16 protein-coding genes and 1 riboswitch are annotated in these 17719 nt (G+C 36.0%); of the genes, 3 read left to right on the forward strand and 13 right to left on the reverse strand.

Annotated features, from left to right (window positions below; genetic code table 11):
- Positions 1 to 17: 17 nt before the first annotated feature.
- Together metA and NSQ08_RS25710 are read right to left on the reverse strand one after the other, a co-directional pair.
- On the reverse strand, positions 18 to 923 hold the full coding sequence (gene metA / locus NSQ08_RS25705) for a homoserine O-acetyltransferase MetA (protein ID WP_002191327.1): 906 nt from the start codon (positions 921 to 923) through the stop codon (positions 18 to 20).
- Complete coding sequence (locus NSQ08_RS25710; protein ID WP_002068601.1) at positions 907 to 2205, reverse strand: bifunctional O-acetylhomoserine aminocarboxypropyltransferase/cysteine synthase; 1299 nt, start codon at positions 2203 to 2205, stop codon at positions 907 to 909. The genes metA and NSQ08_RS25710 overlap by 17 nt, the downstream gene beginning before the upstream one ends.
- A gap of 234 nt (positions 2206 to 2439) precedes the next feature.
- Positions 2440 to 2544: riboswitch (SAM riboswitch) on the reverse strand.
- A 319-nt stretch (positions 2545 to 2863) separates the two neighbouring features.
- Here NSQ08_RS25710 and NSQ08_RS25715 point away from each other — a divergent pair.
- Positions 2864 to 4093: a chloride channel protein gene (locus tag NSQ08_RS25715; protein ID WP_061673832.1), complete on the forward strand. Its 1230-nt coding sequence runs from the start codon at positions 2864 to 2866 to the stop codon at positions 4091 to 4093.
- Positions 4094 to 4289: 196 nt separating this feature from the next.
- On the opposite strand, the gene NSQ08_RS25720 is transcribed toward NSQ08_RS25715, so the two are convergent.
- The gene (locus NSQ08_RS25720; protein WP_044438384.1) at positions 4290 to 4985 is read right to left on the reverse strand and encodes a YjjG family noncanonical pyrimidine nucleotidase; all 696 of its coding nucleotides are present in this window, start codon (positions 4983 to 4985) and stop codon (positions 4290 to 4292) included.
- 107 nt (positions 4986 to 5092) lie between these two features.
- Here NSQ08_RS25720 and NSQ08_RS25725 point away from each other — a divergent pair, with 107 nt between their 5' ends.
- Entirely contained in the window at positions 5093 to 5764 is a 672-nt protein-coding gene (locus NSQ08_RS25725) for a transcriptional regulator YeiL (protein WP_061673833.1), read from the forward strand.
- A gap of 59 nt (positions 5765 to 5823) precedes the next feature.
- Here the strand turns inward: NSQ08_RS25725 and NSQ08_RS25730 are convergent, their stop codons facing one another.
- The 3 genes from NSQ08_RS25730 to NSQ08_RS25740 all read right to left on the reverse strand — a co-directional run bounded on the left by NSQ08_RS25730 (position 5824) and on the right by NSQ08_RS25740 (position 8880).
- Positions 5824 to 6450, reverse strand: coding sequence for an FMN-dependent NADH-azoreductase (locus NSQ08_RS25730; protein ID WP_002184487.1), 627 nt, complete (start codon positions 6448 to 6450; stop codon positions 5824 to 5826).
- Positions 6451 to 6640: 190 nt separating this feature from the next.
- Entirely contained in the window at positions 6641 to 7288 is a 648-nt protein-coding gene (locus NSQ08_RS25735) for a response regulator (RefSeq protein ID WP_002016393.1), read from the reverse strand.
- Positions 7289 to 7308: 20 nt separating this feature from the next.
- Entirely contained in the window at positions 7309 to 8880 is a 1572-nt protein-coding gene (locus NSQ08_RS25740; RefSeq protein ID WP_340779724.1) for a GAF domain-containing sensor histidine kinase, read from the reverse strand.
- A gap of 134 nt (positions 8881 to 9014) precedes the next feature.
- Here NSQ08_RS25740 and pdxK point away from each other — a divergent pair, with 134 nt between their 5' ends.
- Entirely contained in the window at positions 9015 to 9839 is an 825-nt protein-coding gene (gene pdxK, locus NSQ08_RS25745; RefSeq protein ID WP_002016397.1) for a pyridoxine/pyridoxal/pyridoxamine kinase, read from the forward strand.
- Between the two features lie 111 nt (positions 9840 to 9950).
- Here pdxK and NSQ08_RS25750 read toward each other — a convergent pair whose 3' ends face one another.
- The 7 genes from NSQ08_RS25750 to NSQ08_RS25780 form a co-directional block, all read right to left on the reverse strand.
- The gene (locus tag NSQ08_RS25750) at positions 9951 to 11006 is read right to left on the reverse strand and encodes a GGDEF domain-containing protein (protein WP_340779728.1); all 1056 of its coding nucleotides are present in this window, start codon (positions 11004 to 11006) and stop codon (positions 9951 to 9953) included.
- Between the two features lie 146 nt (positions 11007 to 11152).
- Positions 11153 to 11356 (reverse strand): YbdD/YjiX family protein, encoded by a 204-nt coding sequence (locus NSQ08_RS25755; protein WP_340779730.1) that lies wholly within the window; start codon positions 11354 to 11356, stop codon positions 11153 to 11155.
- The gene (gene cstA / locus NSQ08_RS25760) at positions 11349 to 13424 is read right to left on the reverse strand and encodes a carbon starvation protein CstA (protein WP_340779732.1); all 2076 of its coding nucleotides are present in this window, start codon (positions 13422 to 13424) and stop codon (positions 11349 to 11351) included. Before cstA ends, NSQ08_RS25755 begins: the two co-directional genes overlap by 8 nt.
- A gap of 122 nt (positions 13425 to 13546) precedes the next feature.
- Positions 13547 to 14263 (reverse strand): LytR/AlgR family response regulator transcription factor, encoded by a 717-nt coding sequence (locus NSQ08_RS25765; RefSeq protein WP_340779734.1) that lies wholly within the window; start codon positions 14261 to 14263, stop codon positions 13547 to 13549.
- A gap of 208 nt (positions 14264 to 14471) precedes the next feature.
- The gene (locus NSQ08_RS25770; RefSeq protein ID WP_002016404.1) at positions 14472 to 15671 is read right to left on the reverse strand and encodes an MFS transporter; all 1200 of its coding nucleotides are present in this window, start codon (positions 15669 to 15671) and stop codon (positions 14472 to 14474) included.
- Positions 15672 to 15825: 154 nt separating this feature from the next.
- The gene (locus NSQ08_RS25775) at positions 15826 to 16566 is read right to left on the reverse strand and encodes a WecB/TagA/CpsF family glycosyltransferase (protein WP_088033866.1); all 741 of its coding nucleotides are present in this window, start codon (positions 16564 to 16566) and stop codon (positions 15826 to 15828) included.
- Positions 16567 to 16587: 21 nt separating this feature from the next.
- Positions 16588 to 17697 (reverse strand): glycosyltransferase family 4 protein, encoded by a 1110-nt coding sequence (locus NSQ08_RS25780; protein ID WP_088033868.1) that lies wholly within the window; start codon positions 17695 to 17697, stop codon positions 16588 to 16590.
- Positions 17698 to 17719 lie beyond the last annotated feature (22 nt).

The following is a 17719-nucleotide window of genomic DNA, read 5'->3' on the forward strand; positions in this document are numbered from 1 at the left end:
ACGTGTTATACAATCATTTACAATATATAAGGGGTTTCTTGATACACGTAATAATTCAGCCAATTAGAGAATAATAAATTCCCATGACTCCTCCACCTAACAATTGGCTTCTCATTTGGATTATTATGTTTAAAATAATTTTTTGGCACATCAATATTTAATCCTTTTTGGCAGTCCCGTTCGTATTCTTGCTTTAACGTATCACAACTGTATTCACTATGTCCGAGTGCGAAAACTTGCCTTCCCTCTTGCCCAATAGCAAGATGAACGCCTGCTTCTTCAGAATTGGCTAATAACGTTAATTCTTTCACCTTTTCAATATCGCTCTCTCGTACTTCTGTATGACGAGAATGCGGAGCAAAAAACACTTCATCAAACCCTTGTAACAATTTCACATGTTGCTCGCGAACCTCATGTTCAAATACACCAAACATTTTTTCCGCAAGAGGATACTTCGGCACACCATAGTGGTAATACAAACCAGCTTGTGCCCCCCAGCAAATATGAAGCGTAGATGTTACATTCGTTTTTGAATACTCCATAATACGTCCAAGCTCTTCCCAATAATCTACTTCTTCAAAAGAAAGAGTTTCAACTGGTGCTCCTGTAATAATGAGTCCATCAAATTTTTCATTCTCAATATCACGGAATGTTTTATAGAAGCTCGTTAAATGGTCCTGCGCTACATTGCGAGACAGATGCGATTCCATATGAAGTAAATGAACATCTAATTGCAACGGTGTATTTCCAATTAAACGAAGTAATTGCGCCTCTGTTTCTTGTTTTGTAGGCATTAAATTTAATATAGCAATTTTCAAAGCACGTATATCTTGTGTTACTGCTCGCTCCTTCGTCATTACAAAAATATTTTCCTTCTGCAATACTTTGCGAGCTGGTAAATCTTTATCAATTATGATCGGCATGTTGTTTGCCTCCGACTAGTGCCGCTTCTAAATCTGCAATAATATCAGAAACATCTTCTATACCGACCGATAAACGGATTAAATCAGATGTAACGCCAGCTAAACGCTGATTTTCTGCGCTTAATTGTCTGTGCGTCGTACTAGCAGGATGTATTACACAAGTTCTTGCATCAGCTACATGCGTTACAAGAGTTGCAAGCTTTACATTTGCGATAAATTCTTTCGCTGCTTCTAATCCGCCCTTAATACCAAATGTTAAAACTCCACTAGCACCTTTTTTCAAATACTTTTGTGCTAACGAATAATTTTCATTACTATCTAATCCTGGATAATTCACCCATTCAATGCGATCATGATTGGCAAGCCACTTAGCAACTTCGAGAGCATTTTCACTATGACGCTCCATTCGTAAATGCAATGTTTCAAGGCCAATGTTGCTAATATATGCATTGAATGGGCTCATACAGTTTCCGTAGTCTCTTAATAACTGAACGCGTGCTTTCACAATATACGCTGCTGCTCCAAAATTTTGAACATAGCTTACGCCATGATAACTCGGGTCAGGTTCGACAAGCTCAGGGTATTTTCCATTTGTCCAATCGAAGTTCCCTCCATCTATTACAATCCCACCTAGAGAACTTGCATGGCCATCAATATATTTCGTTGTAGAATGGACAATGATATTTGCCCCATGTTCAAACGCCTGGCATAAATAAGGCGTCGCCAATGTATTATCAACGATAAAAGGTACTTCTAATTCTTTTGCTGCCGCTGAAAGTTCTTTGAAATTCAAAACGTTCATTGCTGGATTTCCTAACGACTCTGCATAAACGAGTTTTGTCTTATCATTAGCAAGTGCCGCAATTTCATCTGCCGTTAAATTAGGATTAAAGAACGTAACATCTATGCCCAGCTTTCGCAAACTCACTCCAAATAAATTAAACGTTCCTCCGTAAACAGTTGAAGAACAAAGTAAATGGTCTCCACTACTGCAAATATTTAAAACCGCAAGCATAATGGCTGCCTGCCCAGAAGCTGTTGCAACAGCCCCTACACCGCCTTCTAAATCTGATAACTTCTGCTCAAATGCGGCTAGAGTAGGATTTCCAATACGCGTATATATATATCCCTCTGCCTCCAAATTAAATAGTGCTGCTAAATCATCTGACGTATCGTATTTATACGTTGTACTTTGATAAAGTGGCAAAACACGCGGCTCACCATTTTTTGGCGTATAGCCACCTTGCACACAAATCGTTCCTTTCCCCCATGATTCTCCCATCTCTCATTCTCCTTTCTTTTATCCCGCTATTTGCGGGCAGTAAGACTCCCACCTCCAAATTCGGCAAATGCGAGGAAGTTAGGTGGGAGATAACTGCCCGATTGATGAAGGCTAATAATTAGCGGGGGAGGGACAAAACCCCCACTGATTAAAGTTTCACTTTATCCAAAATAAAAAACTGCCCCTTCCCTGAAAACAAGAAAGGAGCAGTTTGAAAACACGCTCTAAGGCTCTTTCTTATCTCTCAGGATTATTACCTGCAGGATTTGGCACAATTCCGTTATACGGCTGTTGCCAAGGTTTCATCGGGCCTGTCCCTCCACCTTTTCTTGATAAGACTATGCAATTACCGTTGATTTTATAGCAATAATTTCCTGATGTCAAATGGTTTTTCTGAATGTTCTAAATTAAATGCGAGGAATTTAATATAAACAACAAAAGAAATATATTCCATATTAATTTGAAAAAGACCTTTTAAAAACTCCGATCAATATATAAAATTAAATAAGTGGTTTAACCGCGTTGGTTTCAAATTTTCATGAGATTTCAATATATTGAATAAGCCAAACCCTCAAAAAGATACTATATATATTCAATTCATTTCACACTAGCATATTTAATCCTTTCTACATGAAAATTTACATAACGGAGGTACAACATGACAAATAAAAAGGACATGCACTATATACTCGTCCTATATGGCATTCTTTTAGGCTCTATAGTAGGAGCTACAGTCTGGTTATTTTTAGTTACAATAAATATCGGAATTCACTTTATTTGGGGATACTTACCTACTATTTTCTCTTCTCCGCCTTATTACACCATTTGTGTAACAATCATCGGTGGTATCCTCGTTGGTTTAACACAAAAATACTTCGGTACATATCCACGTCTTATGCCCGAAGTGATGGCTGAATATAAAAAAACAGGTAGAATCGAATACAGTTTTGTACATAAAGCTACTTTAACTGCGATTATCGTTTTAATATTTGGAGCTAGTTTAGGCCCAGAAGCAGCACTTGTTGGAATTATCGGTGGACTTTGTACATGGGTAGGAGATCGCTTTAATTTTGCTTTAAAGGGAATGAATGAACTAACAGAGGTTGGAATTGGTGCTACTTTAAGTGTAATTTTTAATGCACCATTATTCGGTTACTTAGCTCCGAATGAAAATGAGGGTGAACAAATTAATGAATTTTCGAAAGGAAAAAAAGCAATTGTATATTTAGCTACCACTTTTGCCGGTTTTTCCGTTTACTTATTGCTTAGTAAACTCGATAATCGTGGATCCTTTATTGTTGATTTTGGGGAAGGGTCTCTTGCTCTTAATGAATGGATCGCCTTTCTACCACTTGCTAGCATTGGTGCTATAGTTGGTTTCTTTTATTTCAAATTAGAATTCACATTAGAGAAATTAATCCACCCCTTCAAAGAATACAAGGTATCACTTGGAATTATAGGCGGTATTTTATTAGGAATTACAGGAACTTTCCTTCCTTACACGTTATTCTCAGGGGAACATCAATTAAAAGATTTAGTCGTTGAATGGAGCCATTTATCCTTCTGGGTACTACTTCTTTCAGGAATTTTAAAATTATGTATTACTGCCGTTTGTTTAAATACGGGTTGGCGCGGCGGACATATTTTCCCAATTATATTTGCTGGATCAAGTATCGGATATGCTATAGCTTCTATTATCCCTATAGATCCAATAGCTTCTGTAGCCATCGTCACGACAGCTATTTCAAGCTATGCATTAAGAAAACCAATAGCTATAACATTACTATTACTCATGTTTTTCCCGCTCAATTTATTATTACCGATGCTCGGGGCAGCAGCGATTGGGAATGCATTTCCGCTTCCTAAAAACAATGAAGCTACAAACTAATACATACAGGCAGTAGGGACAAAAGTTCCACTGCCTGTTTTTATCCCGCTATTTGCGAGCAGTAAGACTCCCACCTCAAAATCCGGCAAGTGCGAGGGAGTTGGGTGGGAGATAACTGCCCGTAACTGCCCGATTGGTGAAGGCTAATAATCAGTGGGGGATGGCCAAAATCCACACTGATTAAAGTTTCACTTTATTACACATGCTGCTTTAATAGCGCGTATAACGCTTCAAAACTATGCACTTCATATGTTGGCACAATCTCGCTATTATTTGGTTTCTTTTCTGAATTAAACCAACAAGTATCAATTCCCGCTACATATCCACCTTTAATATCGGCACTTAACGAATCCCCAATAATGAGCCCTTCTTCAAAAGCGAAATTAGGAATCCTTTCAAAAACATAATCAAAATACTCTTCCATCGGCTTTTGGAATCCCGTATCTTCAGAAACAAAAATATCTTTAAACAATGAATGTAATCCTGCATTACGTAAACGTTTATCTTGCGTCTTAGAAATACCGTTTGTCACTATATATAAATCATACTCATTTTGAATTTGATTTATAAATTCAAATGCACCTTGCATAAGTTGGTTTCCTTCTTCTAAGTAGCTACGATAATTATTTTCGAATAATATCCCATCTACTTCTTCCCCGTACTCTTTAAACAAAATCGAAAATCGTGTATTTACGACTTCATCACGGTTTATTTCACCTTCTTCAAAAGCATCCCAAAGGCTTTTATTAATTTTTTTATACTGCGCTTCAACCTCGCTAGTTAAAGGAATCCCTTTCTCTTCAAAGAGCATACGTAACGCCACTTTCTCCGCCTTCTGAAAATCTAACAATGTATCATCTACATCAAATAGCAATGTTTTATATTTTTTCATAAACCCCTCACACTCTCTTTTCTACAAAAACAAATTTACATAAATCGTATCATTCTTCCTTGTAAAAATAATAGGAGATATCTCATACTACAAACAGGGGTGAAAATATGAAAATCAGTAAAAATGAGAAAGAAATTTATCAACACATGCAAATTCATCAATTCCATACTCTTTTTTCCTTTCATGTCTTACCATATGTAGAACTACATTCTTTTCAAAAGAAAGAGATGATATGTAAGGAGGGAGTCGACCTCCCTTATCTCTATTACTTAATTTCCGGGAAAGCAAAAATATATATGAGCCATAAAAATGGGAAAGTCTCTTTAATTAATTTTATTCAAGCACCTTCATTCATTGGAGAATTAGGATTAATTGGCGTAGAATCTGTTACGAAAGCGGTTGAGGTGATTGAAGATTGTATTTGCTTAGCGCTTCCTCTTAAAGATTGTCAGCATCTTTTATTGCAAGATGCTACCTTTCTACAGAAACTATGCAAATTTATTGGAGAAAAAACAATTATCCGAACAGAAAATTACGCCAAAAACTATAGTTATCCATTTGAAAACCGATTAGCTGCGTTCATTCTATTAACGGAACAAAATAGTTGCTATACCGAAAAACATACTGAGGCCTCAGAATACTTAAACGTCAGTTACCGCCATCTTTTATATGTATTAAACCAGTTTTGCCAGCAAAACTATTTAAAAAAAGAAGGCCGAACATATTATATACAAGATCGAAATCAATTAGAAAAACTTGCTGACGAGCTAAAAATATAAAAAAACAGCATTAACATAAAAGTTAATGCTGTTTTTTTGAGTGGCGATTATAATTTTAATTAAAATTTGCTTGCTACTTTAGCTGCTTCTTCAAGACCTGCAGTAATGATTTCTTCTGCTTTATCTGGGAATTGGTTATGTCCCTCGATAATTACCGTTTCCATGTTTGTTGCACCGAAGAAGCCCATCATGCTTGCTACGTATTTAACAGCCATTTCCATTTCAGCTGCTGGTCCTTCAGAATATACGCCGCCGCGTGCATTTAATAATGCAATCTTCTTATCTCCAATAAGCCCAACTGGACCTTCTGGTGTATATTTAAACGTTTTACCAGCACGGTTTAAATAATCAATATACGTGTGTAATACGGCCGGAATCGTTAAGTTCCATAATGGGAAACCGAAAACTACTTTATCAGCTTCTAAGAATTGATTTAAATACTTATCAGCAACTGCTACCACTTTTGCTTCTTCTTCTGTTAAATCAAATCCTCTACCCGCTTTGAATGTACCATTAATCATATCTACGCCTACATATGGTAATTCTTCTTTATATAAATCAAGTTCTACCACTGTATCATTTGGATGCGCTTCTTTATAGTTTGCTAAAAAGGCCTCGTATAATTTCACACTAACTGCTTGTTCCGCTGGGCGGTTGTTTGCTTTTACAAATAAAACTGTTGCCATTGTTTTTCCTCCTACTACTCACTCTTATGTTGTTATATATCACTTACGAAAAAGGGTACTCCCTTATAATTATTGTTGCTTACAAATACATTTTATCTTTATATCAAAACAATTACGTCCTCACATAGACGTATTTTTCCATAAAAAAAGTCCACCTTCTAAAGGCGAACTAGGTCTTACGACTTTTGTCTTATACGATTCCATTTTTCACTGCATATAATGCTGCTTGTGTGCGATCGGATAAATGTAACTTACTCAAAATACTACTCATATGAGCTTTTACCGTTTTTTCTGTAATAACTAAAACAGAAGCAATTTCTTTATTACTCATCCCTTTCGCCAATAACTGCAATACTTCATTTTCTCTCGCTGTTAATACATCCACTTGAACGGAAGGTTCTTCTTCTTTCTCTTCCTGTGGTAATGTTTGAGAAAGAAGGGCATTTGCTATATCTGGATGTAATTGAATATTACCTTTATACGCGCTTCGAATAGCTTCAACAAGCTGATCTGGTTCGATATCTTTTAAAATATAACCGCTCGCCCCAGCTTTTAGTGCCGGCAATACATGAGCTTGATCAGAGAAACTAGTCAATACAATTACTTTCACGTTTGGATATTCTTTTTTAATACAAGCTGTTGCCTCAATTCCATCCATCTCAGGCATATATAAATCCATTAATACGACATCTGGACTTGTTTCGCCTACTTTCACTAGCGCCTCTTTCCCATTATTTGCTTCACCAACTAATTCAAAATCTTCCTGTGTGCTTAGAAAAAATGCTAATCCTTTTAAAACAACTGTATGATCATCAACTAACAATACTTTTATTTTCACAAACTTCCCTCATTTTCACATCATAATGGTACATTTACTTTTATACTCGTTCGTTTCTTACTACTTACAATTTTAATTGTTCCACCAACTAATTCTACTCTTTCACGCATCGTAGTCATACCGAGTGATTTCTTCTCTTTTATATCCTTTTCTACAAACCCATTTCCTTGATCGACTATTTCTAATAATACATTTTTCTCCGTCACTTTGAAATAAATCGTCGCTTCTCTTACATTCGCATGCTTACTTACGTTATTTAAAGCTTCTTGTCCAATTCGCCATAGCGCTTCTTCTACTACACGCGGCAAATCACGTACACCTGTAACTTGTTCCCGAATTTTCAATCCTAAACTTTCACCATATTGCTTTAAAGCTGGTAATAACCCTTTCTCTAATCCAGCCGGACGGAGCTGCCAAATTAATGTCCTCATTTCTTTTAAGGCACCTTGTGCTAATTCACGCATCTCATACAAAGACTGATCTACCTTTTCATTTTGACCCTTTAAGACAGCTTCAGCGCCTTTCGTCATAAACGTTAATGAAAACAACTTTTGTGAAACAGAATCATGTAAATCTCTAGCTAAACGATTACGCTCTTCCATTCGTACAAGTTCGCGGCGTTTTTCATTTAATCTTAAGTTCTCTATCATTAATGAAATATGATTTGCTAACGCTTGTACTACATCTATCGTATTTATATCAAATTCTCCATTATTAGAACTTACACTTAATACTCCAAATATATGATTTTGAATATGTATCGGAATAGCGATAACTGCCCTATTGGGATGCTCTATATTCCCAACCTGACGCTTTGACAAGACAGACTCTTCTTTTTCCAACGCTTCCTGTGCTGCTGCCCTCAAATCATCTTGTAGTTCACCTTTCTTATAAGAAGCTCTCACAGCTAGTTCATTTTCTTCTCTAATAAAGAATACAACTTGCTCCCATAGAAATAAGCTCCCTATTTGCATTACAATCTCTTCTGGTAATGCATTAAATTTATGAATTGTCCTTAAAGCTTGAATAAAGCGTTCTAACTTTACATAATAATGAGCTCTTCTCTTTTCATTTTCATACAGTTTTGTACGCTTTAATGCCGTTCCAATTTGAAAGGCAACTGATTGTAATAGTACTAATTCTTCTTCCGAAAAATGCGTTTTACCTGGGCTAGCTACATTTAACACGCCAAATTCATCTTCTCCCGCTTTTAGCGGTACTGTCGCATGATGTACAATCCCTTCTGTATCTCCCCAGTTGTATTCAATCGCATTATTAATTCTCTTACATTCAATAATATTAACTGCTCGCTCTAGTTTTCCTTCCACAAAGCGGTGTAAGCACCAGCAATTCCCCTCACACATCGGTCGTTTATTTTCGAATTTCAATCCCTCTGGTAATTGGTAATCAATTAATTTTGTATATCTACCATTTTCATCCGCAAGGAAAATCCATCCTGTCGTTAAACCAGTTACATTCAACAGCTTTTCCAGCACAGCTTGAAGTACGTGATATGTATCATTTGAGGTATTCAACGTTTCTGCAATCTCTTTTAATATAACTAATTCATTTGTACGATTCTCTTGAAACATAATTCGTCTCCTACATACAAGATTTTAAATAGTACTTAACATAAATCATCTACTTTTCACTTTGTACTTATTCGTAACATTGATATAATGGTGAAAACATAGTTTTCATTATATCACTTGAGGGGGCTTTCATAATGACATTGAATAAGGCACTTACTATCGCTGGTTCTGACACAAGTGGCGGTGCTGGTATACAAGCAGATTTAAAAACATTCCAAGAACTTGGTGTATACGGAATGACATCTCTTACGACAATCGTAACGATGGATCCACATAACGGTTGGGCACATAACGTATTCCCAATCCCAGCTTCTACATTAAAACCACAATTAGAAACGACAATTGAAGGCGTTGGTGTAGATGCTTTAAAAACGGGTATGCTTGGATCAGTAGAAATTATCGAAATGGTTGCGGAAACAATTGAAAAGCACAATTTCGAAAATGTAGTAGTTGATCCTGTTATGGTATGTAAGGGAGCGGATGAAGCGTTACATCCTGAAACAAATGACTGCTTACGTGACGTTCTTGTTCCAAAGGCATTAGTCGTAACGCCAAACTTATTTGAAGCATATCAATTAAGTGGTGTGAAAATTAATTCTCTTGAGGACATGAAAGAAGCTGCAAAAAAAATCCATGCTTTAGGTGCTAAATACGTACTGATTAAAGGTGGTAGCAAACTAGGCACAGAAACTGCTATTGATGTATTATATGACGGAGAAACATTCGATCTTCTAGAATCAGAAAAGATTGATACGACAAATACACACGGTGCAGGTTGTACATATTCTGCTGCAATTACAGCAGAACTTGCAAAAGGAAAAACGGTGAAAGAAGCAGTAAAAACTGCGAAAGAATTCATCACAGCTGCAATTCGTCATTCATTTAAGATTAACGAATATGTAGGACCAACACATCACGGTGCATACCGCAAATTCGTTGCACCGAAAGAACTTGTCTAACATAAAGCTTTTTATTAATAAATTTAAAAATAGATTAAAACCGACAGAACATTTATTGTTCTGTCGGTTTTAATTACTTTACAGAAATCTTTTAAAGTACTCCCCAAATTCCTATGATGCTGAACTAACCTTGTTTCTACCATTTCTTTTTGAATAATATAACGCATCATCCGCTGATTGAATAAATTGCTCAGGTGATTTTTTATATTCTGAAAGCCCAACAGAAACTGTAATTTTAATTTTTTCCCCATTTTGCAGTTGAAATGAATGCTTTTCAACAGCTAGTCGAATTTGTTCCCCTATACGAGTTCCAAATGCTACTCTCTTTTTTGGTAACAACAGAGCAAACTCTTCGCCACCCTTTCGAAAGACTAAATTTTGGAATGGTGCATTCTCTAACAAAATACGCCCTACTTGTTTTAACACTTCATCTCCAGCAGGATGGCCGTACGTATCATTTACATACTTAAAGTGATCAATATCGATAAGTAATAAACAAAGTGAATCATTTTTCATATACTTGTTACCAATATGGCGATTCATCTCTAAATCAAACTGCCTTACATTTCCTAGATTCGTTAATGCATCTATCGTTGCATAATGCTTCATCGTTTGAAATAATTCATTCGATTGCAACACGTAACTTGCACTCACAAATGTGATGTATGCCGCTACAATACAACAAACTAAATATAATGCCACTACATATAGATCCTTAAACAAAATATAAAGTGGTAGTATTAAAATAGATAAACTGTATACATTAAACCATATCCATTTTGTAAATATAGAAATCTTCATCCGCCAAATAAGGGTAACTCCAATCCCTATTGCCACGATAGTATAGCAAGCCAATTCAGAGGCTAAAGAATACTCAGTAAAAAATACCCGTGTTATTAAAATGACCATAACTGTTATACTACTAGCTATCGGCCCCCCAATTATAACTGCCAAAATAACTGCCAAGTAACGTAAATCCAACATAATATCTTCAATATGTACACCAAAATGCATCAATAATATACTTAATATCCCAGTTAAAATACCGACCAAACATTTCTGCCAAAAAGAGAATCCTTCTTTTAATGGCTTATCTCTTAAAATCTGAGCACCTACAAAGATAAAGGACAGAATGATTGTCATATTTACAAATAGATCTCTAAACATAAAATAATCTCCCTACTTTTTCTTTTCCTTCTATCCCCTTCTATATGTTATTGTATTACGAAATCCCTATAATTCCCAAACTTTTTATTTTATTGTTCCACGTGGAACAGCAAAATAAAAAAGGAGACGAAATTTCGTCTCCTCCATTAACAACATCGTGATATCTTTCCGCCTTTTGCATTAAATCTAGCTTCTTGTGCCTCAGCAAAAAATTGCTTTTGACATAGAATTTTCTCTTCTGGATGATGCATTTTCATATGATTTACATACGTTTCATAACTTGGAACTCCGACAAGTAAACTAATAAATTGCTTTCTCTTTCCCCATACGTTCCGTAAACTTTTAAGCATAGTTCCTCGACTCACTTTCATCTCTTGGAATATATGGTGCCTCTTTTAACGGCATTGGCTTATTTCTTAATACTTGAATCCAAATTCGAAGTGCAGAAATTAATACAGCAATTACAACTATCATAAAAATCCCACAAAGTGCCGCATCAATATAGTCATTAAAAATAATTTGCTTCATTTGCGCAACGTTTTTAGCTGGAGCTAATACCTTCCCATCATCTAATGCTCCTTGGAATACTTTCGCATGTGATAGGAATCCTATTTTAGGATTTTCATGAAATAACTTTTGATAACCAGCTGTCATCGTTACAATAAGTAATCCCACAGTCGGAATAAGCGTTACCCATACGTATACCTTTTTCCCCATTTTGAATAAAATTGTCGTTCCAAGTAATAATGCAATCCCCGCTAACATTTGATTTGCAATACCGAAAAGTGGCCATAGCGTATTAATTCCACCGAGAGGGTCAACCACCCCTTGATATAAGAAGTACCCCCAGCCTAATACGCATAACGTTGTAGCAACCACATTCGCTATTGTGGAATCTGTTTTCGCAAACGGCTTGTACACATGCCCTAAAATATCTTGAATCATAAATCGTCCTACACGTGTTCCAGCATCAATCGTTGTTAAAATAAATAGTGCTTCAAAAAGAATGGCAAAATGGTACCAAAATGCCATCATCGCCGTTCCACCTATTACTTGTGAAAATATATGTGCCATACCAATTGCTAATGTTGGTGCGCCACCTGTACGTGATAAAATGGTCTGTTCTCCGACGTTAACAGCAAGTTCTTTTAATTCATTCGGTGTAATAGCAAATCCCCACGAAGAAATAACTTGAGCCGCTTGTGATACATCTGTTCCGATCAGTGCTGCTGGACTATTAATTGCAAAATAAGTTCCTGGTGTTAATACACAAGCTGCAATCATAGCCATCGCTGCTACAAATGATTCCATTAACATTGCCCCATAACCAATTGGCTGTGCATGACCTTCTTGCTCAATCATTTTCGGCGTCGTACCTGATGAAACGAGAGCGTGGAATCCAGAGACAGCACCGCAAGCTATTGTAATAAATAAGAACGGAAATAAATTCCCGGAGAAAACAGGGCCTGTTCCATCAATAAACTTAGATACTGCCGGCATCTTCAAATCTGGAGCTACAATTAAAATACCAATTGCTAATCCAAGTATCGTTCCTATTTTTAAAAATGTACTTAAATAATCACGTGGTGCAAGGAGCATCCAAACTGGTAATGCCGATGCAATGAATCCATATACGATAAGCATAATAGCAATTGTTTCACCACTAAAAGTAAACATACTTGCAAGTGTTGGATTTTCTGCTACATATTGTCCACCAATAAGCGATAGGACTAGTAGAACAATACCGATTACTGATCCTTCCCCTACTCGCCCTGGTCTAATGTAACGCATGTAAACTCCCATTAAAATAGCAATTGGAATCGTTGCTGCGATTGTAAACATTCCCCATGGACTTCCAACGAGCGCCTTCACGACTACTAAAGCTAATACTGCTAATAAAATTATCATAATACCTAAAATGCCAATCATCGCAATTAATCCTGTAACAGGACCAATCTCATCTTTAATCATTTCTCCTAATGATTTACCGTTACGTCTCATTGAAGCAAATAAAATTACAAAATCTTGTACAGCTCCGGCAATAACTACTCCAACAATAATCCAAATCGTCCCGGGTAAATAGCCCATCTGCGCCGCCAAAATTGGGCCTACTAAAGGACCTGCCCCTGCAATAGCTGCAAAGTGATGGCCAAATAAAACCCATTTATTTGTCGGAACATAATCCTTCCCATCATTTAATGTATGAGCAGGTGTTTGCCTATTATTATCTAGTCCGAAAACTTTCCTTGCTATAAATCTACTATAAAAGCGATAAGCAATCGCATACACTGATACAGCAGCAACTAATAGCCATACAGCATTAATTGTCTCACCTTGTGATAAAGCTATTACACCAAAAGCAGATGCTCCTACTGCTGCAATAACTCCCCAAAGTAAAATTGATTTCAATGTTTTCACGTACAATCCCCCCATTACTACTTCTTATAGGAGATTGTACTAAATTTTCTGAATATTTAATTTGAATCCTCCTTATCATGAAGGATTTCTAGGCTATTATGTTAAAATTCTCTCATTACTTGTCATAGCTCAATTTTATTTCGAAGCCGTTTTACATAATTACGGCTTACTGGAATCGGTTGCTCATCGTACCTGTCTAAATGCAAATTATACGTGCCATTATAATAAGGTTTAAGTTCTTGTACGTATGACATATTAATTAAATAGCTTTTATGTACACGTAAAAAATCATATGCATTTAGTTTATTTTCTAATTCCTGGAGTGTGTATGTTGAAATATACTGATTATTCGTTGTATAAATTGAAACGGTTTTGTTTTCCTTATTTTTACTAATATATACAATATCCTCCGGGAGAATATATCTAATCCCCTCATGGCCTTCTATCGGCAGTTTACGCAGATGACTCTTTGCTTTCTCACCTTGTTCTTTTCCCATTTTATATAAAATGAATTGTAAATCTTCTTCACGAAATGGTCGTAATAAATAATAAAACGCTTGGAAACGAAAAGCTGTAATTGCCTCTTCTATATCCTCACCAATAAAAATAAATTTCGTATAACAATTCACTTCTCGTAACAAACTCGAATATTCAAAACCAGTACCATCCATTAATTGCGAATTTAAAAAAACAAAATCAGGTGTATGTTTTTTCATTATTAGCAAAGATTCTGTTCCAGTTTTCGCTTCAAAACATTCTACATTTCGAATGTTTTCAGTAAAGTTCTCAACTAATTTTCTTCGCTCTTCTGCTTCTTCCATGATAAGTAAGATTTTCATTTATCCAGCCACCTAATTCCTTCGTCCATATGTCTTGTTGTATACATTCGCCTTAGTAAGAAACATTCCCTTTTTCTTACTATACCATTATTTATCTAAAAAAACAGAAAAAAGGAAACCACTTTGGTTCCCCTTTTCTTTTATCCCGATTGGTGCAGGCTAATAATCAGTGGTTGATGGACAAAACACCACTGATTAAGGTTTCTCTTTATACTAATTCCCTCTGTTTCGTTTCTTGACCAAGTATAACTACAGCAAGTGCCCCAATTAAAATTGATCCACAGAAAATCGTAAATATTAGCGATAGTGAAGCTTGTGAAGCAACTAAATACCCTACTAATAGTGGTCCAAGAATACCACCAATACGCCCAAATGCAGCTGCCATTCCTGCACCTGTACCGCGAATAGTTGTTGGATACTGTTCCGGTGTATAAGCGTATAATGCACCCCAAGCACCTAAATTAAAGAAGGATAGTAACATACCCGCCACTATTAATGCTGTTAATGAATCCGCAATTCCGAACACATAAGCACTACATGCTGTACCAATTAAATACGTAACCAATACAAATTTACGACCAAGACGTTCAATAAACCATGCAGCTGTGAAATATCCTGGAAGTTGAGCTAAAGTCATAATGAGTACGTACTGAAAACTTTTTATTAAACTAAAGCCTTTCAGTACCATTACACTAGGTAACCAAAGGAACATTCCATAATAGGAAAAGACAACACAAAACCATAGAATCCATAACATAATTGTTGCTTTACGATATTCTCCAGACCAAACCGATTTTATATTTTCAATAACAGATGGCCTTTTTGCAACCTTTTGGAACCTTGGAGAATCGGGTAAATTCCATCTTAAATATAAAGCATATAACGCTGGAACTGCACTTAATACCATAGCAACTTCCCAACCGTATTTAGGAATAACAAAATATGAGATAAGAGCTGCGATTAACCAACCACCAGCCCAAAAGCTTTCTAATAGTACAACTATTTTTCCACGTTCGTGCGCTTCAACACTTTCTGATACAAGAGTAGATGCAACTGGAAGTTCCCCGCCAAGTCCCATACCAATTAAAAAGCGTAAAACGAGGAACATCGCGAATGTCGTCGTTAAAGCAGTTAAACCACTACCGATAGAAAATAGTAATAATGTAATAATAAAGACTGATTTCCGTCCTATTTTATCTGATAGTATCCCAAAAAGGAGCGCTCCTACTGCCATACCAATTGAATTAACGCTACCTATCCAACCCATTTCTTGAGTACTTAATCCCCAATCTTTTTGGAGTGCTACGATTACAAATGAAAGCATTCCAACATCCATTGCATCAAATAGCCAGCCAAGCCCTGCTATACCCAGTAGCTTTCGCTTCGAAATTTCTTTTACCTTGCTCACAAGAAGTCCTCCTTACACAGGTGTCTTTACACATCATTTTACACGTGTGTATTGCATAAGTAAAATACTTTCTTATAAAAAATTCTCCTTCATCATTCCCAAAAGTAAAATGTTTATCAAAAATAAACAAATAAAAAAAAGTAGCGATGTTCCGCTACTTTTTTGAACGCATTACTTCTTTTAAAAATTCAGCTAATACTAACTGACGACGCCAACGTGTTGGATTACTACATAATCTGTAAAACCACTCTAAATGAATAGATTGAATCCATTTTGGCGCACGCTTTACCTCTCCAGCCCACACATCTAAACTACCGCCTACTCCAACAGCCATTTTCGTTTCTAAACGATGCTTATTGTTTTGGATAAAGTTTTCTTGTCTTGGAAAGCCAAGTGCAACAAGTAATAGATCTGGTTTTGCCTCTTGAATACGTGAAACAATATTCTCTTCTTCTTCTTGTTTAAAATATCCATCTTGTATCCCCACGATAGATGCAGCCGAATATGTCTTCGTTAAATGATCAGCCGCGGCTTGTACAACATGTGGTTTTGCACCTAATAAGAAAACAGATACTGGTTTATTCTCTTCTGATAACTTCGCAAATAAATTACACATTAAATCAAAACCTGCTACACGTTCTTTTACAGGTGTACCAAGCATACCACTTGCTTTTACAACCCCAATACCATCAGGTGTAATTAAATCGGTATTTAGTAATGTTTTATGGAATTTTTCATCCTTTTTTGCGCACATAACAATTTCAGGGTTTGCTGTTACTACCTGAAAAGTATGAGTTTGCTCCAATTCTAGTTGTTCCTTTAAATATTGGACCGTTTCATCCATTGTCATTGTAGAGAAAGGAACACCTAGAATATCAACCGTTTGTACTGCCATATTTAACTATCCTCTCTATCATTAAAGGTTTTTCGCTATTAATTGCTTATATGTTTCTTTCGTATCTTCATATAACTTTTGAAGTGAGAAGTTCATAGTAGCATGCTCATAAATATGCTTGCCCATTACTGATAACTCTCCAGTTTTCCACTTATCATACGCCTCTTCTAATGCCGATGCCAATGCTTTTCCATCACCAGTTGGTACAATCCACCCATAAGTTTCATCTGCAATTAACGGTTCGATTTCTCCAGCTCTAGTCACAATTGATGGTACACGTTGATTTGCCGCTTCTAATAAAACTAATGGAAATCCTTCGCTATGGGAAGTTAACAAATTGACATGTGATGAAGCAAATAATTGTTTCACATCTTGACGATGCCCTAAAAATTCAACTTTATCATTAATCCCTTTTTCAGTAGCTAACGCCTTTAGTTCTCTTTCTAACGGCCCGTCACCAACTAATAACACTTTAATTTTCTCCAATTTTGTTTGTTGTAACGCATCGAATAAAACTTCATGTCCTTTAACAGGATGCAAACGCGCTACTTGGATTGCCGTAAACACATCTTCATCAATATTAAACATTTCCTTTTTATTATAGCCATCTGCTTTTTCCTGATCATATTCAATCCCGTTATAGATAACATGCATCTTTTCATTTGAAATACCTAATGCGGCTAAGCTTTTTTTCAACCTATTCGTTACAACAAAAAATAAATCTATATTTTTTAAAGCTTTCAAATTTAATTTAGTAAAAATCCAGCCTTTTAAGCCTTGTTTAGTAAAGTCTTGAAATGGATCACTATGAATTGTCGTTACCCATTTTGCCGCGAATTTCTTTTTCATTAAAGAAACAAAGAAATTTGCCCTAGGACCGTGTGTATGAACTACATCAAATTTTTCTTTATTAATGAATTCACTTATGTTTTTTAAAATGGATAAATCATAGCGAGATTTTTGTGAAAACACATGAACTTTTATCCCTAGCTCTCTTGCTTCTTTCGCAACAATTCCATCTTCAAATACTGCTAATTCTACTTCACCATTCGGAAATTGATCGAGCAGTGAAATAATATGTGTTTTTCCTCCACCATCTTCTGCCCCTGCATTCATATGCAATATCCTCATATTTTTTCCTCCTTTAAATCCT

Source organism: Bacillus sp. FSL E2-8887 (assembly GCF_038007205.1).
Classification (GTDB): Bacteria; Bacillota; Bacilli; order Bacillales; family Bacillaceae_G; genus Bacillus_A; species Bacillus_A mycoides.

Excerpts from the sequence above, each read along its gene's own strand:
- metA (WP_002191327.1), bottom strand. The coding sequence starts at position 923 with ATGCCGATCATAATTGATAAAGATTTACCAGCTCGCAAAGTATTGCAG.
- NSQ08_RS25710 (WP_002068601.1), bottom strand. The coding sequence starts at position 2,205 with ATGGGAGAATCATGGGGGAAAGGAACGATTTGTGTGCAAGGTGGCTAT.
- NSQ08_RS25715 (WP_061673832.1), top strand. The coding sequence starts at position 2,864 with ATGACAAATAAAAAGGACATGCACTATATACTCGTCCTATATGGCATT.
- NSQ08_RS25720 (WP_044438384.1), bottom strand. The coding sequence starts at position 4,985 with ATGAAAAAATATAAAACATTGCTATTTGATGTAGATGATACATTGTTA.
- NSQ08_RS25725 (WP_061673833.1), top strand. The coding sequence starts at position 5,093 with ATGAAAATCAGTAAAAATGAGAAAGAAATTTATCAACACATGCAAATT.
- NSQ08_RS25730 (WP_002184487.1), bottom strand. The coding sequence starts at position 6,450 with ATGGCAACAGTTTTATTTGTAAAAGCAAACAACCGCCCAGCGGAACAA.
- NSQ08_RS25740 (WP_340779724.1), bottom strand. The coding sequence starts at position 8,880 with ATGTTTCAAGAGAATCGTACAAATGAATTAGTTATATTAAAAGAGATT.
- pdxK (WP_002016397.1), top strand. The coding sequence starts at position 9,015 with ATGACATTGAATAAGGCACTTACTATCGCTGGTTCTGACACAAGTGGC.
- NSQ08_RS25750 (WP_340779728.1), bottom strand. The coding sequence starts at position 11,006 with ATGTTTAGAGATCTATTTGTAAATATGACAATCATTCTGTCCTTTATC.
- NSQ08_RS25755 (WP_340779730.1), bottom strand. The coding sequence starts at position 11,356 with ATGCTTAAAAGTTTACGGAACGTATGGGGAAAGAGAAAGCAATTTATT.
- NSQ08_RS25765 (WP_340779734.1), bottom strand. The coding sequence starts at position 14,263 with ATGAAAATCTTACTTATCATGGAAGAAGCAGAAGAGCGAAGAAAATTA.
- NSQ08_RS25775 (WP_088033866.1), bottom strand. The coding sequence starts at position 16,566 with ATGGCAGTACAAACGGTTGATATTCTAGGTGTTCCTTTCTCTACAATG.
- NSQ08_RS25780 (WP_088033868.1), bottom strand. The coding sequence starts at position 17,697 with ATGAGGATATTGCATATGAATGCAGGGGCAGAAGATGGTGGAGGAAAA.